Source organism: Pseudomonas sp. RW3S2, from assembly GCF_014268955.1.
GTDB classification, from domain to species: Bacteria; Pseudomonadota; Gammaproteobacteria; order Pseudomonadales; family Pseudomonadaceae; genus Aquipseudomonas; species Aquipseudomonas wayambapalatensis.
On the sequence record NZ_JABWRM010000015.1, the window covers coordinates 17,689 to 38,314 of the forward strand.

Consider the following 20,626-nt stretch of genomic DNA (forward strand, 5'->3'; position numbering starts at 1 on the left):
GGATGGCGCCTGTCAGCTTCGTACCACTGCCGGTACCACCCGCACGTAGATCAGTTCGCTCACCAGTTCTACCAGTGTCTGGGTTATCACCGCCGCTGCCGCCAGCACCCGCAAGTCTTCCGGCAAGGCCAGCGCCAGCGGCAGTACCACCAGCGAATTGCGGGTCGCGGCGCTGAACGTCACCGAGCGCGCTTCGCGCGCCTGCAGCCGGAACAGCCGCGCCGAGAGCAGCCCCAGCAGCGGTGCCAGCAGCGCGAACCCGACATACACCGGAATCACCGGCAACAGGCGCTGGAAGTCGCCCAGCACCACGGCGATCTGCGAGCCGATCACGGCAATCAGCACCAGGGCCATGGCCGGCACCGGCATCCACGCCCAGGCGTCGTTCCAGCGGGCGATGGCCTGCGAGCGGCGTGCACCGACGCTGGTGAACACGGCCAGCAGCATCGGTAGCACGATCAGCAGCACGAAGGCTTCCACGAACGGCGCGATGGAGAGTGCCACAGGGTTTTGCGCGCCGAGCATCAGGGTCAGGTACAGCGGCAGCAGGGCCAGTTGCACCAGTAACAGCATCGGCGTGGCGGCGAGGGTCAGGCGCGAGTCGCCTTTGCCGATGTGGGTGAACACCACCACGTAGTCGATGCAGGGCGTCAGCAGTACCAGCAGTGCACCGATCAGGATCGCCGGATGCTCGACCAGACCGCGCGTGGCCGCCCACACCAGCAGCGGTATCATCACGAAGTTGGCAAGCAACAGCGCGCCCATGAAGCGGCGGTTGCCCAGCCCCTGACGCAGGTCGAGAAAGGGGATCTGCAGGAACATCGCGTACATCAGCACGGCAATCGCCGGAGTCACCAGCGCTTGCAGGTGGCTGGCGGTGTCGGGAGCGAGCAGGCCTGCGGCGATGGCCAGGACCACGGCGGCGAAGTAGAGGGGGATCTGCTGGGTTTCAAGTTGCGCTCGGGTCACGCGGCGGTCCTGTGGGCGAGTGTAGGGCGATGGCCGCTCAGGATAGAGGCTGTCGGGCCCCCTGTACCAGGGCTTGCCGGGTCGCTCCTACAGGTCCGCGGCCTCGGGTTGCGGGCGCTTGGCGCGCGCTGCGGGTTGTACTGGGGTTGGCTCGGCGAACCAGCGCGGCCAGGAGCTCTGCTGGCGCCCACCCACCTCGACGCAGGGGATCAGCTTGTCCCTGAGTACGTCTGTCTGCCCGACCGACACCGCCGTGCGGTATTTGCGGCTGTGGATGCATTCCCGGTCGCCGAACTCGCAGCGGTTCAGTTGCGTCCCGCCGCAGGGCCCGTTGGCCAGGCCCTTGGGGCAGGTTTCCGGGCAGATGTACAAGGTGTCTTCGAGCCGGCATTGACCGCAAGTATCGCAACCGACCACCGGCCGCTTGAGGCCGCGCTCCACTCGGTGCAGAACGCGCGCCGCGGCTGGGGTCGACCACAGCGACCGGCGCACGCTCCAGCCGAATGCCTTGCTCAACAGCGTTTCGCGGCTGAACAACTGGTGGTGCATGGCCGACAGCAAATGGTAGCGGGCCTTTTCCGTAAACGACGCCTGGACCTGGCGCTGGCCTTGCTGCCAGTGATGCCCGGGTGGGTGGAAAGTGACCGGCGCCACGCCGGGCATCTGCCAGGCGGCGTCCCAGGCGCTGCGCCATTGCTCGAGGCTGTTGATGCGTGGCAGCCAGTCTTCCAGAGCTTGTTCCAGTTCGAGAAACTGTTCGAGTTCGTGCACGCCGGAGAGGTCGATCCCGGCGTAGCCCAGCAGGCGCAGGCCGATGATCTGCAGGGCCAGGCGCTCCGTGGCACGCTGCCGGGCGTGGGCCTTGGACACTGCCGCCTCGGCGGCGAGCAGCGCACGCATCGCGGGGCTTACGGTGACCCCCGCCACATGCTCGAGCATCCCGGCGCGACCTTCGGTGAGCCCCATGATGCAGGCGAGCATGGGCCGAGGCCTGGGCTGGCGCTGCATCCAGTGCATGGCCTCGCGGTATTTCTGGAAGTCGAAGCCCAGTTGCAGGATGAAGAAGTCGACGCCGGCGGCGAGCTTCTTTTCGGCCTTGAAGTATTGTGCGCCGCCTTCTTCCTCGCGGTACTTGAACGGATTCAGTGCCGCGCCGAGCAGCCAGTCGGGGCGCGCCTGGCGCACGATCTGCAGGGCCGCGACAGATTCGAGGTAACGCACCGGACGCTGGCCTGGCGTGTGGCCGGGCAGGCGGTCGCCGGTCAGCAGCAGGAGCTGGTCCAGGCCTGCGGCGTCCATGTGTGACAGCTGGGCGAGCAGGTCCTGGCGCTCGCGATCCTTGCCGGAGAAATGCAACAGGGTCGGGACCGGTGTGTTGAAGCTGCGGCAGGCGTCGAGCGGCGACATGTCGAGCGCACTGCCGACCCGGTCGGCGATGGACACCGCCAGTGGCCAGCCGCACAACTGCGCACGCGCCATGATGCTCTCCAGTGCAGCGAAGCGCTGGGCAGAAGGCTTGGGGACGAACTCCATGATGCAGACGAAGGATTGATCGTTCAGGGCTTGTCTGAGCAGGCTCATGGCGGGTACCGGGTGCGGGCAGGATGACAGTGTGGATGGATAGGGCCGGAGTGGGTTGTCTGCAAGCGTACGGCATTGATCTGAAACAGACACGCGGCTTGGTTTACATCTGGATACAAGCCCGGCTTTGTCATCGAGCTGGCGGGTTGCTTGGATGCTGCGCTAGTGGATCGAATCTACTTTTGGCGGTGACCTTTTCGCGGGCAAGCCCGCTCCTACAGGCCCTGCGGCTCGGAAGACTGTGGAGTACCTGTAGGAGCGGGCTTGCCCGCGAAAAGGTCACCGCTGTCCCGGCCTCTTTCCCCAAACCTCGATAAATGGAGTTATTGATGAAGACCCTGGTAATCGGCGCCAGCAAAGGGCTGGGCAAGGCTTTGATGCAAGGCCTGGGCAACCCCGGCGACACCCTGATCGGCGTCGCCCGCGCCATCCCTGCGCACGTCCCTGGCATCACCGGTATCGACACCCGCTGGATCGAAGCCGACCTCACTCAACCCGCAACTGCCGTCGCCACCATCACCAAGGCTGTGGCCGATCAAGGCATCGACACCCTGATCTACAACCTGGGCATCTGGGAGCCCCTGGCGTTCCACCCCGCCTACGATTTTCTCGACGACCAGGACGCCCAGATTGAAACCATGGTCGGTTGCAACATCACGGCGACCATCCTGCTGATCAAGCGTCTGCTGCCCCTGTTGCTGCAAAGCCAGCACCCACGCATCCTGCTGACCGGCTCGACCTCGGGCCTGCCGCGCAGCGGGCGCCCTGAGGTGACCTTCGGTGCCAGCAAGTTCGCCCTGCAAGGCATCGCCGACGCCCTGCGCGAGGGCTACCGCGATCGGCATCTTGGCGTGACCTGCCTGAACCTTGGCTATCTCAATACCGAGGACGGCCTGGAGGTGCCGGTTGCTGAGGCTGCGCGGCGTGGGGAAGGGCAACTGATACCGGTGCACGATGTGGTGCAGGTGGTCAGGATGATCCTGTCACTGTCGCCGGCCAGCTTTGTCAGGGAGCTGAGCTTGCCGGCGATCCTGGATGAAAGATTCTGAGATTAGCGGTGAGTGCTTCGCGGGCTCGCCTGCGCAGCACTCACCCCAGACTCATCGCTCGATCGTCAACGCGACACCCTGGCCACCGCCGATGCACAGCGTCGCCAGGCCTTTCTTCGCATCACGCTTGATCATCTCGTGCAACAAGGTCACCAGCACCCGGCAACCCGAGGCGCCAATCGGGTGGCCCAGGGCGATGGCACCGCCGTTGACGTTGACCTTCGCCGCATCCCAGGCCAGCTCCTTGCCCACTGCCAGGGCCTGGGCCGCGAAGGCTTCGTTGGCCTCGATCAGGTCCAGGTCGGACAACTGCCAGCCCGCCTTCTGCAGGCAGCGCTGGGTCGCCGAGACCGGGCCGATACCCATGATCGCCGGGTCTACACCGGCACTGGCGTAGCCGGTGATCCTGGCCAGCACCGGCAGGCCCAGGGCCTTGGCCTTGTCGACGCTCATCAGCAGCACGGCAGCGGCGCCATCGTTGAGGCTCGAGGCGTTGCCAGCGGTGACGCTGCCGTCTTTCTTGAAGGCTGCACGCAGCTTGCCCAGCGATTCGGCGCTGGTGCCTGGGCGAGGTTGTTCGTCGGTGTCGAACACCAGCGCATCGCCTTTTTTCTGCGGGATGTGGATGGGGGTGATCTCGTCCTTGAAACGACCGCCTTCGATAGCCGCCACGGCCTTGCGCTGGGACTCAGCGGCAAAGGCGTCCTGCTGTTCGCGGGAGATGGCGTACTTGTCCACCAGGTTCTCGGCGGTGATGCCCATGTGGTAGTCGTTGAAGGCGTCCCACAGGCCATCGGTGATCATGGTATCGACCAGTTGGCCATGGCCCATGCGCTGGCCGGTGCGGGCCGAGGGCAGCACGTACGGCGCCAGGCTCATGTTCTCCTGGCCGCCGGCGATCACCACCTCGGCGTCGCCGCAGCGGATCGCCTGGGCCGCCAGATGCAGGGCCTTGAGGCCCGAACCGCAGACCTTGTTCAGGGTCAGCGCCGGCACCGCGTGGGGCAGGCCGGCCTTGACCGCGGCCTGGCGGGCGGGGTTCTGGCCGGCGCCTGCGGTCAGCACCTGGCCGAGGATCACCTCGTCGACTTGCGCGGGGTCAAGGCCGGTCTGCTCCAACAGGCGCTTGATCACCGCAGCACCGAGGTCGATGGCCGAGACATTGGCCAGGGTGCCCTGGAAACTGCCGATTGCAGTACGGGTGGCGGCGACGATGGCGACTTCGTTCATTGTTGTTCTCCGGGAGGCGAAGTGGATCGCGACAGCATCACTGCCCGGGGCTCATTTGAGAAGTTTGTTTTTCTTTGTGATTGATCGGGTTTGCAAATGAATAGGGCCGGTACTCACACCGCTGGACAATGGCTGGTCACACAATGGATGCCGCCACCTCCCGCCGCGATGGCATCGATATCCAACTGCACCACGTCCCGATCCGGATACAACTCGGCCAACAACGCCCGGGCCTTTTCATCGGCCTCGCGGTCGCCGAACTGCGGGGCGATGACCGCACCGTTTATCACGAAATAATTGATATACCCCGCCGCGAAATCCGGGTTGCCCTTGTTGAATGCACTCTTGCGTGGTTTCAGCGGCGGCGACACGGTGTGCACCTGCAACGCCCGGCCATCGGCATCGGTGGCCTGCTTGAGTATCTCCAGATGCCGCAGCGTCACTGCGTGGTCATAGGAATCGGGGTCGGTGTCGAGGTTGGCCAGCACCACGCCGGGGCGCACGAAGCGCGCATAGAAGTCCACATGCGCGTCAGTGATGTCCTTGCCCTTGATGCCCGGCAGCCAGATGATCTTGCGCAGGCCCAGGCGCGCCTTGAGCTCCTGCTCGACTTCGGCCTTGCTCCAGCCGGGGTTGCGGTTGCCGTTGATCCAGCTGCTCTCGGTCATGATTCCGGTGCCATGGCCATCGACCTCGATACCGCCGCCTTCGCCGACCAGTTCGCTGCGCTGGTAGGCAGCGTTCGCCCGCGTGGCCACCTGCTTGGCCAGCTTCGCGTCGAAGCGGTGCCGTTGCTTGCCGCCCCAGCCGTTGAAGTTGAAATCCACCGCGCCCAGCTCGCCATCGTCGTCGACCACGAAGTTGGCGCCGATGTCGCGCATCCAGATGTCGTCCAGCTCAGTGATCACGAACGTGGTGTTGTGGCTGGCGCAGTGTTCCTCGGCCAGGTCGCGCTCGTCCTCGCGGCAGAACACCGTCACTGGCTGGTAGTTGGCGATGGCGCGGGCGATGCGGCCCAGCGCTGCCTGCACGTCTTCGGTGAAGTCTTCCCAGATCGCGTCCTGGGCGCCGAAGGCGAGGTAGGCGCACCGCTGCGGCTCGCCCTCGTCGGGCATGAACCAGCGGCCCGCCTCGCTGGCGCGGGCGCTGCCCAGCGGCAGGCCGATGCTTGCGGCGGCGCCGAGGCCGGCGGCGATCGACAGGTGCTGGAGGAAGGTACGACGGGTTGGCATGGGTCAGTCCTGGGCAGTCTTGAAACGGGTCCAGACGCGCATGCGCGCACGCATGTCGGCCTGGGGAATATCCTTGCCCGGAATCAGCCGGGCATAGGTGGCGGCATCGAGGTAGATGTCGGGGTTGTCGCGCATGCGCGCGTCCACCAGCGGACGGGCCTTGGCGCTGGCCGTGGGGTAGCCGGTGAAGTTGCTGATCGCGGCCATGTTTTCCGGGCGCATCACGAAGTTGATGAAACGATAGGCGTACTCCGGATGGCGTGCATCGGCGGGGATCGCCATGGTGTCCATCCATACCGTGGTGCCTTCGCGGGGCACGCGGTACTGGAAGTCGATGGCCTTGCCTGCGGCCTCGGCAGTGCGCTGGGCCTGGATCACGTCGCCGCTGTAGCCCAGCGACAGGCAGGTGTTCTCGTTGACCAGTTCGGTCACCGGCTGCGACTGCAACTTGCGCACGTAGGGCCGGATCGACTTGAGCAGCTCGCTGGCGGCAGCCAGGTCTTCGCGCTTGGCGCTGCGGGGTTCACGCCCCAGATAGTGGAGCACCACGGCGAGCACTTCGTCGGGCGAGTCGATCATCGAGATGCCGCAATCGGCGAACTTGGCGGCCAGCTCCGGTTTGAACAGCAGGTCGAGGCTGTCCAGCGGTGCGTCGGGCATGCGCTCGCGGATCTTGGCGGCATTGAAGGTCAGGCCGATGGTGCCCCAGGTGTAGGGCACTGTCGCTTCGCTGGCCTTGGGATAGCGCGCGTGCAGGTCGCGCAGGCCTGGGTCGATGTCGTCCAGCGCGGTCAGTTGCTGGCGGTCGAGCGGCTGCAGGCTGCCGGCGCGCATCAGGCGCTCGGCCACGGTGTCGCCGGGAAACACCAGGTCGTAGCCGCTGCGCCCGGACATCAGCTTGGCCTCGAGCACTTCACTGCCGTCCATGACGTCGTAGATCACCGGGATGCCGGTTTCGGCGGTAAAGCGCTTGAGGGTGTCTTCGGCAAAATAGTCGGCCCAGTTGTACAGGCGCAGGGCCTCCTGCTGTGCCTGGGCGACGGACGCGCAGCAGGCCAGGGCGAGGGCGGCGAACAGTTGTGATGGACGGCGTGGCATGGCTCAGGCCCTCGTCGGTTGTGGGGGGCGGCCGTCGAGGGTCATCAACGGTGCGTACAGCTCGGGACGGCGGTCGCGGTAGACGCCCCAGCTCAGACGGTCTTCACGCATGCGCGCCAGATCCAGGTCGTGCAGCCATACGCCGCTGCTGTCGCGATCGGCTTCGGCGAGCATCGCGCCCTTGTGGTCGCAGATGAACGAGGAACCATAGAAACGCATCGACAGGTGCTCGTCGCTGCGCGCCACTTCCTGGCCGACGCGGTTGGCGGCCACCACCGGCAGCAGGTTGGCTGCGGCATGGCCACGCATCGCCATCTGCCAGTGGTCGCGTGAGTCCAGTTCGGCGGCACCGGGCTCCGAGCCGATGGCCGTCGGGAACAGCAGCACCTCGGCGCCGAGCAGCGCCAGGCAGCGCGCGGTTTCCGGGAACCATTGGTCCCAGCAGATGCCGATGCCCAGGCGGCCGAAGGCGGTGTCCCAGATCTTGAAACCGGTATCGCCGGGGCTGAAGTATTCTTTTTCCTGGTAGCCGATGGCGTTGGGGATGTGGGTCTTGCGGTAGATCCCCAGCAGGCGACCGTCGGCGTCGGCCACGGTCAGCGAATTGAAGAAGGCGTTGCCGGCGCGCTCGTACCAGCTCAGTGGCAGCACCACCCCCAGCTCTTTGGCCAGCGCGGCGAAGCGGCGCAGCAGGGGGCTGTCGTGATAGTCCTGGGCCAGCGCCTGGTGGCTGTGGCACTGCTCGATGCAGAAATACGGCGTAGCGAACAGCTCCTGCAACAGGATTACCTGTGCACCCCGGGCGGCGGCCTGGCGCACCAGTTGCTCGGCGCGGTCGAGGTTGGCCGCAAGGTTCCAGTCGCAACTCATCTGTGTAGTAGCGATGCGCAGCAGGCTCATGGGCGCTCCTCCGTCACAGGCCAGGCCGGTTGTTGCTGGGTGATGCAGTGGATGCCGCCGCCGCCGTGGGCGATGTGGTCGATACGCACCGGCACGATCTCGCGGTCGGGGAAGGCCAGGGCCAACTGACGGGCGGCGGCCTGGTCGGCGTCGATGCCATAGGCCGGCATGATCACTGCGCCGTTGGCCAGGTAGAAGTTGGTGTAGGAGGCGCAGAACACTTCGGCGTCCTTGTCCACTGCGGCGCTGGCCTCAAACAGGTCGAGCAGCTCGAAGCGCCGGCCCTGGGCGTCGCGAGCCAGCTCCAGGGCGCGGCGGTTTTCCCGGGCGACGTCGGCGTAGACCGAGCCTTGCTCGTGGGTGGCATCGACCAGCAGCACGCCGGGCCGGGCGAAGGCGCAGACCCCGTCGACGTGGCCATCGGTCATGTCGCCGGTGACATACTGCGGATCGCCGGGCAGCCAGATGGTCTTGCGGATGCCCAGCAGACGGGCGAAGCACTCCTCGAAGTCCGCCTTGCTCAGGCCGGGGTTGCGGTTGGGGTTGAGCAGCACCGACTCGGTGGTGATCAGGGTGCCTTCGCCGTCTACATGAATGGCGCCGCCTTCGTTGCACAGCGGTGTGCTGAAGCCTTCCAGGCCCAGGTGGTCGAGGATGCGCCGACCGAGGCTGCGGTCCAGGCCGTGCTCGGACTTGCCACCCCAGGCGTTGAAGCGCCAGCTCAGGCCGGCCAGGCCGTGTTGCGGGTGAGCGATGAAGGTCGGCCCGCTGTCGCGGCACCAACTGTCGTCCACGGCCAGTTCGATCAGCTCGATACCGGCGCCGCACAGGGCGCGGGCGCTGGCCATGGCGGACGGCGCGACGACCATCTTCACCGGCTCGAAACGGGCGATGGCGCTGGCGACCCGGGCGTAGTCGCGCTGTACGTCGGCCAGGGTCACGCGCCAACCGGACTCCCACAAGGCTTGATTGTGCGGCCAGATCATCCAGGTGGCGGCGTGGCGGGCCCATTCGGCGGGCATGCGCCAGCCGCTGGCGATGGACAGGTCCATGGTTAGCTCCAATGTATTAGTGATTTTTATCAACGAAGCCCGCCGTTGCGGGTGTTGGTGCCCATGATATGGCTATGAATGGGCGTGGACTAACGATAGATTTAGCGTATTTCTGATTAGAAAGGCTTATCGATCATGCTCAAGCACTGGCCGCCCCTGAATGCCCTGCGTGGCTTTGAAGCCGCTGCCCGCCTGGGCAGTTTTCACAAGGCCGCCGAGGCGCTGAACCTCACCCAGTCGGCGATCAGCCAGCAGATCCGCAGCCTGGAAAGCTACCTGGAGCAACCGTTGTTCCACAGGACCGGGCGCAGTGTCAGCCTCACCGACGCGGGCCATGACCTGCTCAGCACTACGCAGGTCATGCTGCAACAATTGGCGGTGGGCATCCGTCGGCTGGACCAGTACCGCAAGCCCAACCAACTGGTGGTCAACACCACCCCGGCCTTTGCCCGGCACTGGTTGTTGCCGCGCCTGGCGGACTTTCATGCGCGCTGCCCGGAGGTGGACCTGTGGCTGTTCACCAGTTTCGAGGTGCCGGACATGAGCAGCCAGACCATCGACCTGGCGATCCGCGATGATCTTGGCCCGCAGGCCGAGTGCAGTTTCAGCGTGTTGCACCAGGACCGCCTGTACCCCGCCTGCCATCCCGCCTTGCCCGAAACCGGGCGCACCACCTTGCACGGCGAACGGGAGATGGACTGGAGCCACTGGCAACTGGAGGGCGGCGAAGCGGTGGGGCAGCAGGGCAAGGGGCTGAATTTCTCCGACCCGGGGCTGCTCCTGGACGCGGCGGGAGAGGGCCTGGGGATTGCGCTGGTCAGCCAGTTGCTGGCCCAGCGGTTGGTGGACGACGGGCGTTTGCAGGCGTTGTCGGCGCAGCGGGTGCGTGGCCCGGCCTGGAGTTGCCTGGTGCACCGCGACAGCCAGGACGATCCGCTGGCGCGGCAGTTCCTGGCGTGGTTGCGCGCGGCCTTGGAGCCCCTGGCCCCACCCGTCCCTGTGTAGGAGCGGCCTTGTGCCGCGATCGGGCGCGACACAAGGTCGCTCCTACAGGGAGCGAGTCGCTTTCGGATTCGGGTTTTGCTCGGGCCATTGACCCCGTAATATGTGTCGGATGACTTGCGGGGGTAGTCTCACCCTCTGATCAATCGGAATCGCCCCTGCGGCGCTTCCCCAGCATAAACCTGACGAGGTACAGACATTGGCCATCATTCATCCCAAGGTACGCGGTTTCATCTGCACCACGACTCACCCTAAGGGCTGCGAGCTCAACGTCCGTGACCAGATCGAAGCCACCCGCAAACTGGGCGTGCGCGAAGATGGTCCGAAGAAAGTCCTGGTGATCGGCGCCTCCAGCGGCTACGGCCTGGCAGCACGCATCACCGCCGCCTTCGGCTTCAAGGCCGACACCCTGGGCGTGTTCTTCGAGAAGCCGGGCACCGAGACCAAGGCCGGCACCGCAGGCTGGTACAACGCCGCCGCCTTCGACAAGTTCGCCAAGGCCGAGGGTCTGTACAGCAAGTCGATCAACGGTGACGCCTTCTCCGACGAAGCTCGCGCCAAGGTCATCGAGCTGATCAAGAACGAGATGGGTGGCAAGGTCGACCTGGTCATCTACTCCCTGGCCTCGCCCGTGCGCAAGCTGCCGCAGACCGGCGAGCTGATCCGCTCGGCGCTCAAGCCGATCGGCCAGCCGTATAAGTCGACCGCCATCGACACCAACAAGGACACCATCATCGAGGCCAGCATCGAGCCGGCCACCGAGCAGGAAATCGCCGACACCGTCACCGTCATGGGTGGTCAGGACTGGCAGCTGTGGATCGACGCCCTGGCCGGCGCTGACGTGCTCGCTGAAGGCGCGCGCACCGTGGCCTTCAGCTACATCGGCACCGAAATCACCTGGCCGATCTACTGGCACGGCGCCCTGGGCCAGGCCAAGCAGGACCTGGACGAAACCGCCGTGCGCCTGGACAAGAAGCTGGCCGGTGAAGTGAAGGGTGGCGCCAACGTTGCCGTGCTCAAGTCGGTTGTCACCCAGGCCAGCTCGGCCATTCCGGTAATGCCGCTGTACCTGTCGATGGTCTTCAAGATCATGCAGGAGAAGGGCGTTCACGAAGGCACCCAGGACCAGCTGGACCGCATGTTCCGCGACCGCATGTACCGCGCCGACGGTGCTCCGGCCGAGGTGGACGAAAAGGCCCGCCTGCGCCTGGACGACTGGGAACTGCGCGACGACGTGCAGGACGCCTGCAAGGCCATGTGGCCGCAGGTCACCACCGAAAACCTGTTCGAGCTGACCGACTACGCCGGTTACAAGAAACAGTTCCTCAACCTGTTCGGCTTCGAGCGCGCTGACGTCAACTACGACGAAGACGTGGCCACCGACGTACGGTTCGACTGCATCGAGCTGTAAGCAAGCCCTTGACCGCGCAGCCGTTTGTTTCGGCTGCGCGGTTCCCTCCGGGGCCTTGTTAACATTCTGCAACAAATCCTCCGCTGGCCCTTTGCTATGGCCACTTTCTCCCTGATCTATACAGCAGCTATTGGTCCGGCAATTTCGCCTGGGCCGGGGAGGCAGCATGCGCGTATTGCAAAAACTACAAGAACGGATCCGCCAGAAGGGGCTCAAGCGTACCTTCAAGACCCTTGTCGAACGCTACGTATTCTTCCACTGGGAATTGCTGTGGATGGAACGCGACCTGGTCACCCCCGTGCCGCCCCACAAACTCAAGGAACATCCGCCGGTGACCCTGGTGGATATCACCACCGCCAATGCCGACGCCTTTGCGCGCTATTTCGGCGACCGTGTCGAAACCATGCGCGAACTCGCTGCCGAAGGCCATACCGGGCACATGTACCTGGATGAGCACGGCGATGCGGTGGCCTTCATCTGGGCGAGCGTGGTCGACTACCATGACAAGCACTATTACGGCTGCACCTTCCCGGTGAAGCCCGGAGAGTTCTTCGAGTTCGGCGGCGAGATGACCCGGCGCTACTTTGGCAGCGAGCTGTCGGTCACCGCTCAGGTCGAGTTGTGGAACACCATGCATGCCAAGGGCTGCCGCAAGGTGGTGGATGTAGTGGAGACGCATAACGTGCCGGCCATGAAGCTGCACCTGCGCATGGGCTATCACGAGCAAGGGCGGGTGATGCATGTGTATGGCCTGTTCGGGCGCTGGAAGCTGTTCCGCGAAACGCGTTATCACGGTTCGCGCCTGGAGGTGCTGCGCAAGCCTGGCGTGGCGCGGGCGTTGTCGACCACCTGAGGCAGGTACAGCCAGCGAAAAATTTGCTAGCGTGGGCGGATGACAAAAAACGCCGCCCGCCTCCCGGCGCGACGGCGCAGGGAGCCCGCCATGAGCAGCCTGACCCAACCTGCGACTGCCTTTCGCCATCAAGCCGCCGACGGCTACAGCCTCGGCGGTTTCCAGTGGCGCCACGCCGAACCCGACCCCCAGCGCCCGCTGGTGATCATCAATGCGGCCACCTCGGTGCGCTGCCGCTATTACGCTCGCTTTGCCGATTACCTGTTCGCCCACGGCTTCGACGTGCTGAGCTACGACTACCGTGGCATCGGCGAGTCTCGCCCGGCATCGTTGCGCGGTTTCCAGGCGTCGTGGAGCGACTGGGGCTGCCTGGACTTCGAAGCTATCCTGCAACGCGCCGCCAGCGAATTCCCCGGGCAGCCGGTGAATGTGGTGGGGCACAGCTTCGGTGGCTGGGCAACTGGCCTGGCGCCGTCGGCCGGGCAGGTGCGGCGGCTGGTGATGGTCGGCGCACAGTTTGCCTACTGGCGTGACTATGCGGCCGAAGGCCGCTGGCGGATGGTGGGCAAGTGGCATGTGGTGATGCCATTGCTGACCCGGCTACTGGGCTATTTCCCCGGCAAGCGCCTGGGCTGGATGGAGGACACGCCGGCCGGGGTGGTGCGTGACTGGAGCACGCCGGCGCCGCGCTACGAGCAGCGTCCCAGTGGACGGCTGCTGCAGGCGCGTCCTTTCGCCCAGGTCCAGGCTGCGGCCCTGGCGGTGAGCCTGAGCGACGATCCTTTCGGCACTGTGGCGGCGACGGATCGCTTGCTGGGCTACCTGGAGCACGCCCAACCTCGCCACCTGCGCGTGGCACCTGTGGATATCGGTGAGCAGGAGGTCGGACATTTCGCGTTCTTCCATGATCGCTTTCGGGCAAGCCTGTGGCCGATTGCGTTGGAGTGGTTGCGCGAGGGTGTGCTGTCGGAGCGGATACCGGGGCAGCGCATGAGGTGATGGGGGCTGTGTCGACCTCTCAGAGCACATGCCCATACAACACCACCAGTAATCCCGCCAGGGCGCAGGCGATCAACACTTCCAGCACACTGCGACGCAACACCAGCAGCCCCGCCGCCGCCAGCAGCGCGATCCCCAGTGCCAGCCCGTCGATCCCTTCGGCGAATCCGTGCGGCCAGAACACGTGATAGGCGAAGAACAACGCCAGATTCAGGATCACCCCCACCACTGCGGCGCTGATTGCCGTCAGCGGAGCGGTGAAGCGCAGTTGCCTGCGTGTGCGCTCCACCAAGGGCGCGCCGATCAGGATGAACAGGAACGATGGCAGGAAGGTGAACCAGGTGACCAGGCATGCCGCCAGGGCGCCAGCCACGAACGCCTGGTCGGCACCGAACTGGGCCTGCACATAACCGCCGACGAAGCCGACGAACGCCACCAGCATGATCAGCGGCCCGGGTGTGCTTTCGCCCAATGCCAGGCCGTCGATCATCTGCGTGGGCGTCAGCCAGCCGTAATGATCGACAGCCCCCTGATACACGTAGGGCAGCACTGCGTAGGCACCGCCGAAGGTGAGCAGCGCGGCTTTGGTGAAGAACCATGCCATCTGGGTGAAGGTGCCTTGCCAGCCGAACAGCAGCGTCAGTGCGGCCATCGGCAGACACCACAGCGCTGCACCGCAGGCCAGCAGTCCGAACAGGCGCGGCCAGTGCAGGCGGGTATGGGCGGCCTGGGCCAGGGGGGCTTCGGCGATGGAGTCTTCAGTGTTGGCGCGACCGGTCTGGAACAACTGCGGCCGCCGGCGCCCGCCCAAATAGCCGACCAGCCCCGCGCCCAGCACGATCAGCGGAAACGGTAGCCCCAGCCCGAACAGGGCGACGAAGGCTGCCAGAGCGATGCCCCACAATGCAGCGTTGTGCAGCACCCGGGAGCCGATGCGCCAGGTCGCCTGCACGACGATGGCGGTGATCGCAGGCTTGAGGCCGTAGAACAGGCCGGCGACCAGAGGTTGCTGCCCCTGGGTGATATAGACCCAGGACAGTCCGATCAGAATGAACAACGAGGGCAGGATGAACAGTGTCCCGGCGATGATCCCGCCCCAGGTGCGGTGCATCAGCCAGCCGAGGTAGGTGGCCAGTTGCTGGGCCTCGGGCCCAGGCAGCAACATGCAGTAGTTCAAGGCGTGGAGAAACCGCGACTCGCTGAGCCAGCGACGGCGTTCGACGATTTCCCGGTGCATCAGGGCGATCTGCCCGGCCGGGCCGCCGAATCCGATGAAACCGAGCTTGAGCCAGAACAGCATGGCCTGACGGAAAGGGATACTGGGTTCTGGAGGCATTCGGGCGAGTCCTTCTGGCAGGAAAAGGGCAGTCGGCGTCATCAGGTCGGGCGCCGCTTTGCGGCCCATCGCGACACAAGGCCGCGCCTGCACCGAATACCTGCAGGAGCGGCCTTGGTGCCGCGAACAGCCTTGCCTCAGGCGTTGCGGGTCAGCGGCTGCTCGGCAAACTTCACGCCGGCCAGGCCGTGCTTGATCAGCGCGCGGATATTGCCATGGTCGCTGCCCTCGGGGGTGGCGAGCACGCTGCGGTAGTGTTCGCCAAAGGCCAGCAGCGCTTCCTGATCGCTCAGCCCTTCCAGCAGGGCCAGGCCCAGGGTCTTGCACGACCCCTCGTTCTGCCCGGCAGCGTTTTCCACGCCGCCGTTGTTGAAGGCCTGGGGCTGGTAGCTGTAGTTGGCGGCAATGAAGCCCAGGGTGTCGGCAAACACGTGTTCGCCGCTGGCGAGGCTGCTGCGCAGGGTGTTCAGGTCAGTCACGGGGTTTTCCTTGTTCGAACGCCGCTTGTTGTTCGGCGCTGGCTTCTTTCTGGTATTGGGCTTTCCACTCGGCGTAGGGCATGCCGTACACCGCTTCGCGGGCATCGTCCAGGCTCAGCTCGACCTGGCGCTCGTCGGCGGCGGCCTTGTACCACTTGGACAGGCAGTTGCGGCAGAAGCCGGAGAGGTTCATCAGGTCGATGTTCTGCACGTCGGTACGCTTTTGCAGGTGTTCGACCAGGCGCCGGAACGCGGCGGCTTCGAGTTCGAGCTGTTGTTGCTCAGTCATGGGCTTACCTCAGGTCATGCGGTTCTTCAGATGGCGGCCACCGTTGATGACCACCTGGCTGCCGGTGCTGTACTGGCTTTGCAGCAGGAACATCACCGCCTCGATCAGCGGCTGTGCACCCGGTTCGAATTCCAGCAGGGCCTTTTTCAGGGTCTGCCGGCGGTACTGTTCGTCGCCGCCTTCCTTAAGGATCAGCAGGCCCGGCAGGATACCGTTGACACGCACCTTGGGCGCGTATTTTTCGGCGAAAGACAGCACCATGTTCTGCAGCGCGGCCTTGGTTGCGGCGTAGCCGATATGGCTCTTGCTGCCGCGCGAGGAGGTTTCGTCGCAGATGTGGATGATGTCGGCCTTCTCGACCTTGGTCAGGTGCTCGCCCAGCGCCAGGTTGAGGTGGTAGGGCGCCTCGACGTGCAGGCGGAACATGGTTTCGAGGCTCTGCAGGTCGTCGTCCAGCCACAGCGAGGCGTTGTGGATGATTGCGCGCAGCCCGTCGTAGTTGTGCTGCAGGTGTTCGATCAGCGCCAGGCGGTCGGCCTCGCGGGTGAGGTCGGCCTGGAACTGGATGATGTTCGGGTGTGCGGCCTGCGCATGAAGGCTGCGGCTGGCGCTGACCACCTGATGGCCGGCCTTGGCCAGCGCCAGGGCCAGGGCCAGCCCGACGCGCTGGCTGGCTCCGGTGATGAGGATAGGGCTGTTCATGTTCGGGGCAGTCTGTTCGTCTGTTCGTTCGTGCCCCAGCATACCCGAACTGCGCAGGCTTGCGTGCCCGCTCCTCAGCGGCTGCGCAACCCTTCGCGGCGCTGTGACGCCGTGCGTGCCGAGGGATTGAGCCAGCCGGCCAGCAGGCGGGTGGACAACGGAATGAACAGGTAGACCATCAGCGGCGTCAGCACCAGGGTGCTCAGCAGTACCCGGGGCAGCAGGTCCAGCGGTGCCAGCCAGTGGCCGAACAACAGGTTGAACAGCAGCGACACCGGGAAGAACGCCAGCCAGATGGCGGTAGCCTGCTTCCAGCGCGGCGGTTTATGCACCGTTTCGGTGCCGAACCAGGCGTCGATGCCGCTGACGCGCCGCTCTTCGGGGCGCTCGAACAGGCCGTCGCCACGCTGCAACCAGGCGCGTCGCGAGGCGGAATGCTCCCAGGCGTGCAGGGTCGGTTCGTCGTTGAAACGGAAGATGATCTGGAAGGCGTCGCTGTCGGCCGGCGGCGCGAGGATGCCCGAGCCCAGGTAGCCGGGGAAGTCGGTGGCCAGCTGCTCGCCTTCATGGAGCCAGGCCAGCAGGTCCTGGTAGCGTCCATCGGCGGCGCGGCGCGACACCATCAGGGTGACGGGTGCGGTAGACATCGTGTATCTCCTTACGACGGGGCTGGCGGGTAGCCGGCCCCTTGGCCTGTGCCCGGGGTGGTGGGCGACGCAGGCGTGGATGCAAGAATCGGGCGCGGATTATCGCGTAAATTTCGTGACCGGTCAGTGTCGTGATCGAGCCGTTGCGCTGACCCCTGGCCGATCCCGGCGTAGAATGGCCACCACGAATCTACGAGACAGAGTTGCCACTCTCATGAAAGAGCCACAAGCGAGTGCCCTGATCGAACATGGGCTGGTGGGTCAGGAGCTGTTTCCGATCCGCGAAGTGTCGCGCCTGACTGGCGTCAATCCGGTGACCCTGCGCGCCTGGGAGCGCCGCTACGGGCTGATTCAGCCGACCCGCACCGAGAGTGGCCATCGTCTCTATTCGCAGGCCGACATCGACGCCATCGAGAGCATCCTGGGTTGGCTGCGCCGTGGTGTCGCGGTGAGCAAGGTCGGCAGTATCCTGGCGCGTAGCCAGGTGCCGGCGGAGGGGGCCTGGGCCGGAAGCACGGTTGGCGACCGCTCACGCTGGCAGGCCCAGGTGCGCGAGGCCGTGCGCCAGTTCGATGCTGCGCAGTTGGGGCGGTTGTTCGAGCAGGTGTTTGCCAGCCATGCCCTGGAGCAGGTCTTCGGCGAGGTGTTCATGCCGGTATGGCAGGCCCTGCGCGCCGGCCAGGCGGGGTATGGGCAGGCCAGCGAGTGGCTGTTCCTCGATCAGTTCCTGCGCGCGCGGGTGCTGTTGCGCCTGCAACTGGCGCCCGAGCCCAAGCGCCGTCGGATCCTGCTGTCACCGTTGTCGGCAGAATGCCAGGAACTCGAGTTGCTGGTGGCGGGACTGCTGCTGGGCAGTGACGAGGTAGCGGTCACGGTGCTGGCGCCAGGGCAGCCTGTCGAAGAGCTGGCGTTGGTCTGCGAGCGGTTGGCGCCGGATGCGCTGGTGCTGTACAACAACCATCGCCCGGCCAGCGACCTGGACAAGCGCCTGGCGCGTCTGGCGCAGCGGGTGAACTGCCCGCTGCTGCTGGCGGGCGAGGCTGCCGAAATGGCCCAGGACAGTCTCGAGGGCGGGCCGGTGGGCTGCCTGGGCGCCCAGGCCTTTTTGATGAAGCAGCGGTTGCGCCAGTTCCTCGCCGGTCAGATCGAGACCTGAGCGTGCAACTCTGGGTGCGCCTGGCGGTGGGCCTGGAGAATGTACTCACGCAGCCGGTCGATTTCCTCGTCCGGGCTGTGGCTGAGGTCGTAGGCCGCCAGGTCCGGGCCGATGCGGCGGCGCAGTGTGCCGTGCAGTTCGATCGGCTCGATGCCCGGTGGAGCGAAGAACAGCTCGAAGTGGCTGGGTGCCTGGGCCTGGCCGTTCACTTGCAGCAGTACCCCTTTGAACGAGATATCGCGCACCCACAGCTCGCTCTGCGTGCCGCGGGCGTCGACCAGTGCCGCCGGCTGGTCCAGCGACAGGCGCCAGGGCCGCAGCATCGGGCCGTCTTCGTAGATTTCCGGTGAGCCCAGTTGCAGGTGCAGGGCGTGAAACTCGTCTTCGACCAGTTGCAGGGGAATGCTGATCTGCTGGTTGTTGAATTGCGCCTGCAGCGTGACCTGCTCGTTGGCCACCAGGCGGGTGAGCAATTGCTGCAGACGACGATCGCCATTGACCAGCAGGCTCGAGGTGGGATCGGCCAGGTTCAATTGGGGCGTATGCTGCATGTCCTGAATGAAATCCAGCTCATCCTGAGTAAGGAGGGCGTCTGCTTGCATGATCGGACTCGGGTCGGGCGTCGTCGGTGGGTTCTTCATTGCCATGGACTGTGCCCGGGGCGTTTGGTTCAGGTCATTGGACGGATGGTTGCCCGCCCAGTCGGGTGTGTGCGTCGGCCAGCTCGCGTTCGAGTTCGACCTGACGGCTGACATCCTTCTGGATGCCGATGAAATAGGTGCGTTGATCAGCCTCGTTGTACACCGGGGTGATCGACAGTTCGTTCCAGAACCCGCTGCCGTCCTTGCGGTAGTTGCGCAGTACCTCGCGACACGGCCGACCTTCGGCCAGAGCCTTGCGGATACGGGCGCGACCCAACTGGTCGCGATGGTCGCCCTGGAGGAAGCGGCAGTCCTGGTAGAGGATCTCGTCGCGCGCGTAGCCGGTGAGGCGTTCGAAGGCCGCGTTCACGTAGATCAGGATGGTGTCGTCACCTTCCTGCTCGGCGACCACGATGCCGTCGTTCGACGCGTCGATCATGGCGTGCAGCAGTTGCGCGTTGATCATGTTCCTGGCCATGGGAGTCAAGTGGAGCGGCCTTTTGCCACTGTCGAATGGTAGTATCCTACGTTTTCACTCAGTTTCGGAATCCTCTCCTGATGAAAGTCGCCATTATTTCAGGCTCGGTCTATGGCACCGCCGAAGAAGTCGCCCGTCATGCCGAATCCTTGCTCAAGGCTGCCGGGTTCGAAGCCTGGCATGCGGCGCGTGCCACCCTCGACGATCTGCGCGGTTTTGCCCCCCAGGCGCTGCTGGCGGTGACCTCGACCACCGGGATGGGTGAGCTGCCCGACAACCTTATGCCGCTGTACAGCACGATTCGCGATACGCTGCCGGGCGAGTGGCGCGGTTTGCCGGGCGCGGTGCTGGCCCTGGGCGATTCGAGCTATGGCGACACCTACTGCGGCGGGGGCGAGCAGATGCGCGAGCTGTTTGCCGAACTGGGCGTGCAGGAAGTGCAGCCGATGCTGCGACTGGATGCCAGCGAGACCGTCACCCCGGAAACGGACGCCGAGCCCTGGCTGGCAGAGCTGGTGCAACGGCTCAAGGGGTAAGCCCCGGGTTCTGCGCGATCGTTTCGTGAGCGGCGATTCGCCGCTCACTCTCCCTTTCGCTCCCGCACCAACGCCAGCCACGCCTGTGCCGCTCGCGACAGGTACGCCCCGCGCCGCCAGATGAAGGCGATGTCCCAGCGTAGATGATCCGGCTCCACCAGCGGCACCCTCACCACACCATCACGCTCCAGCCCACGTGCCACCACGCTGGGCAGCAGCACCACGCCCTGTCCGGCGGCCACCAGCGCGGTGAGGAAATCCGCCTGGCCGCTGCGCCCTCCTTCCTTCGGGGTGAAGCCGGCCTGTTCGCAGGCGCTGAGCAGTTTGTCGTTGAGCATGAAGCTGCGGTGATACAGCAGGAACGGCGTATCGGCCAGTTGGCGCAGGCTCACGCCGTCGCGTTCGGCCAACGGATGATTGTCTGGAAGCAACGCATCGAGCGGTTCGTTGCAGAACGGTTGGTAGTCGAAGGCCGGGTCGCTCGGGGTGACACTGCCACCAAGTTCGAGTTCGCCACTTCTGACGCCCTGTTCGACGATCCGGCTGCCGCCTTCAACCAGGTGAACGCTGATGTTCGGATAGCGCTGCCGATATTCGGCGAACAGGCTAGCGAACAGGGCTTCCCCGCCGACCACCGGCAAACCCAGGCGCAGTTCGCCACGGGCCATCTGGCTCAGGTCGTCGAGCTCGGCCAGCAACTCATGGCGCTGGCGCAGCAAGGCTTCGCCGCGTTCGAGCACGATGCGTCCGGCAGCAGTGAGGTGTAATTGCGAGCTCTGGCGCTCCAGCAGAAGCTGGCCGAGGTCTTCCTCGAGCTGGGCCACCTGCTTGCTTACCGCCGACTGGCTGATGTGCAGCGTCTGTGCGGCCTGGGTGAAACCGCCCCGGTGAACCACTTCGATAAAGCTGCGCAGTTGCTTGAATTCCATTGCGTGAATTCCAGATTGGAATGGATAACAGTCTAACAATTCGCTTTTGGCCTTGGC

22 protein-coding genes are annotated in these 20,626 nt (G+C 65.3%); 7 read left to right on the forward strand and 15 right to left on the reverse strand.

Annotated elements, in window-relative coordinates; genetic code table 11:
* Nucleotides 1–12 precede the first annotated feature (12 nt).
* Both HU748_RS19910 and HU748_RS19915 read right to left on the reverse strand, forming a co-directional pair.
* Nucleotides 13–969, reverse strand: a complete 957-nt coding sequence (locus HU748_RS19910; protein ID WP_186721611.1) for an arsenic resistance protein — start codon at nt 967–969, stop codon at nt 13–15.
* 87 nt (nt 970–1,056) lie between these two features.
* Nucleotides 1,057–2,550 (reverse strand): methylenetetrahydrofolate reductase C-terminal domain-containing protein, encoded by a 1,494-nt coding sequence (locus HU748_RS19915; protein WP_186721613.1) that lies wholly within the window; start codon nt 2,548–2,550, stop codon nt 1,057–1,059.
* A 329-nt stretch (nt 2,551–2,879) separates the two neighbouring features.
* Between HU748_RS19915 and HU748_RS19920 the strand changes: the two genes are divergently transcribed.
* Nucleotides 2,880–3,599, forward strand: coding sequence for an SDR family oxidoreductase (locus tag HU748_RS19920; RefSeq protein ID WP_186721615.1), 720 nt, complete (start codon nt 2,880–2,882; stop codon nt 3,597–3,599).
* Nucleotides 3,600–3,650: 51 nt separating this feature from the next.
* Here the strand turns inward: HU748_RS19920 and HU748_RS19925 are convergent, their stop codons facing one another.
* The 5 genes from HU748_RS19925 to HU748_RS19945 all read right to left on the reverse strand — a co-directional run bounded on the left by HU748_RS19925 (nt 3,651) and on the right by HU748_RS19945 (nt 9,111).
* Nucleotides 3,651–4,829, reverse strand: a complete 1,179-nt coding sequence (locus HU748_RS19925; RefSeq protein ID WP_186667700.1) for an acetyl-CoA C-acetyltransferase — start codon at nt 4,827–4,829, stop codon at nt 3,651–3,653.
* A 113-nt stretch (nt 4,830–4,942) separates the two neighbouring features.
* Complete coding sequence (locus tag HU748_RS19930; RefSeq protein WP_186667701.1) at nt 4,943–6,061, reverse strand: agmatine deiminase family protein; 1,119 nt, start codon at nt 6,059–6,061, stop codon at nt 4,943–4,945.
* Nucleotides 6,062–6,064: 3 nt separating this feature from the next.
* Nucleotides 6,065–7,159, reverse strand: a complete 1,095-nt coding sequence (locus tag HU748_RS19935) for an extracellular solute-binding protein (protein ID WP_186721617.1) — start codon at nt 7,157–7,159, stop codon at nt 6,065–6,067.
* 3 nt (nt 7,160–7,162) lie between these two features.
* Nucleotides 7,163–8,059 (reverse strand): N-carbamoylputrescine amidase, encoded by an 897-nt coding sequence (gene aguB / locus HU748_RS19940; RefSeq protein WP_186721619.1) that lies wholly within the window; start codon nt 8,057–8,059, stop codon nt 7,163–7,165.
* Nucleotides 8,056–9,111 carry an agmatine deiminase family protein gene (locus tag HU748_RS19945; RefSeq protein WP_186711810.1) on the reverse strand — a complete coding sequence of 352 codons (1,056 nt, stop codon included), beginning with the start codon at nt 9,109–9,111 and terminating at the stop codon, nt 8,056–8,058. The genes aguB and HU748_RS19945 overlap by 4 nt, the downstream gene beginning before the upstream one ends.
* A 135-nt stretch (nt 9,112–9,246) precedes the next feature.
* Between HU748_RS19945 and HU748_RS19950 the strand changes: the two genes are divergently transcribed.
* From HU748_RS19950 to HU748_RS19965, 4 genes are all read left to right on the forward strand, one after another.
* Nucleotides 9,247–10,116 (forward strand): LysR substrate-binding domain-containing protein, encoded by an 870-nt coding sequence (locus tag HU748_RS19950; protein WP_186711809.1) that lies wholly within the window; start codon nt 9,247–9,249, stop codon nt 10,114–10,116.
* 196 nt (nt 10,117–10,312) lie between these two features.
* The gene (gene fabV, locus HU748_RS19955; protein WP_186721621.1) at nt 10,313–11,524 is read left to right on the forward strand and encodes an enoyl-ACP reductase FabV; all 1,212 of its coding nucleotides are present in this window, start codon (nt 10,313–10,315) and stop codon (nt 11,522–11,524) included.
* A gap of 166 nt (nt 11,525–11,690) precedes the next feature.
* Nucleotides 11,691–12,377 carry an N-acetyltransferase gene (locus tag HU748_RS19960; protein WP_186710684.1) on the forward strand — a complete coding sequence of 229 codons (687 nt, stop codon included), beginning with the start codon at nt 11,691–11,693 and terminating at the stop codon, nt 12,375–12,377.
* Between the two features lie 90 nt (nt 12,378–12,467).
* On the forward strand, nt 12,468–13,376 hold the full coding sequence (locus HU748_RS19965; protein ID WP_186667713.1) for an alpha/beta fold hydrolase: 909 nt from the start codon (nt 12,468–12,470) through the stop codon (nt 13,374–13,376).
* A gap of 19 nt (nt 13,377–13,395) precedes the next feature.
* Here the strand turns inward: HU748_RS19965 and chrA are convergent, their stop codons facing one another.
* The 5 genes from chrA to HU748_RS19990 all read right to left on the reverse strand — a co-directional run bounded on the left by chrA (nt 13,396) and on the right by HU748_RS19990 (nt 16,829).
* The gene (gene chrA, locus HU748_RS19970) at nt 13,396–14,712 is read right to left on the reverse strand and encodes a chromate efflux transporter (protein WP_238343418.1); all 1,317 of its coding nucleotides are present in this window, start codon (nt 14,710–14,712) and stop codon (nt 13,396–13,398) included.
* A gap of 137 nt (nt 14,713–14,849) precedes the next feature.
* Nucleotides 14,850–15,191 carry a HopJ type III effector protein gene (locus HU748_RS19975; RefSeq protein WP_186667715.1) on the reverse strand — a complete coding sequence of 114 codons (342 nt, stop codon included), beginning with the start codon at nt 15,189–15,191 and terminating at the stop codon, nt 14,850–14,852.
* Nucleotides 15,184–15,480: a DUF1244 domain-containing protein gene (locus HU748_RS19980; RefSeq protein WP_186667717.1), complete on the reverse strand. Its 297-nt coding sequence runs from the start codon at nt 15,478–15,480 to the stop codon at nt 15,184–15,186. Before HU748_RS19980 ends, HU748_RS19975 begins: the two co-directional genes overlap by 8 nt.
* A gap of 9 nt (nt 15,481–15,489) precedes the next feature.
* Nucleotides 15,490–16,224 carry a dihydromonapterin reductase gene (gene folM / locus HU748_RS19985; RefSeq protein WP_186721625.1) on the reverse strand — a complete coding sequence of 245 codons (735 nt, stop codon included), beginning with the start codon at nt 16,222–16,224 and terminating at the stop codon, nt 15,490–15,492.
* A 32-nt stretch (nt 16,225–16,256) separates the two neighbouring features.
* Entirely contained in the window at nt 16,257–16,829 is a 573-nt protein-coding gene (locus HU748_RS19990; protein WP_186721627.1) for an antibiotic biosynthesis monooxygenase, read from the reverse strand.
* Nucleotides 16,830–17,043: 214 nt separating this feature from the next.
* Here HU748_RS19990 and HU748_RS19995 point away from each other — a divergent pair, with 214 nt between their 5' ends.
* The gene (locus HU748_RS19995; protein ID WP_186721629.1) at nt 17,044–17,985 is read left to right on the forward strand and encodes a MerR family transcriptional regulator; all 942 of its coding nucleotides are present in this window, start codon (nt 17,044–17,046) and stop codon (nt 17,983–17,985) included.
* Here the strand turns inward: HU748_RS19995 and HU748_RS20000 are convergent.
* The gene (locus HU748_RS20000; RefSeq protein ID WP_186667725.1) at nt 17,970–18,587 is read right to left on the reverse strand and encodes a hypothetical protein; all 618 of its coding nucleotides are present in this window, start codon (nt 18,585–18,587) and stop codon (nt 17,970–17,972) included. The two genes, HU748_RS19995 and HU748_RS20000, sit on opposite strands and share 16 nt — an antisense overlap.
* Nucleotides 18,588–18,660: 73 nt before the next feature.
* The gene (locus HU748_RS20005; RefSeq protein WP_186667727.1) at nt 18,661–19,092 is read right to left on the reverse strand and encodes a PAS domain S-box protein; all 432 of its coding nucleotides are present in this window, start codon (nt 19,090–19,092) and stop codon (nt 18,661–18,663) included.
* 92 nt (nt 19,093–19,184) lie between these two features.
* On the opposite strand from HU748_RS20005, the gene HU748_RS20010 reads away from it, so the two are divergent.
* Nucleotides 19,185–19,640, forward strand: a complete 456-nt coding sequence (locus tag HU748_RS20010; RefSeq protein WP_186667728.1) for a flavodoxin — start codon at nt 19,185–19,187, stop codon at nt 19,638–19,640.
* 44 nt (nt 19,641–19,684) lie between these two features.
* On the opposite strand, the gene HU748_RS20015 is transcribed toward HU748_RS20010, so the two are convergent.
* Nucleotides 19,685–20,569 carry a LysR family transcriptional regulator gene (locus HU748_RS20015; protein WP_186710687.1) on the reverse strand — a complete coding sequence of 295 codons (885 nt, stop codon included), beginning with the start codon at nt 20,567–20,569 and terminating at the stop codon, nt 19,685–19,687.
* Nucleotides 20,570–20,626: the final 57 nt, after the last annotated feature.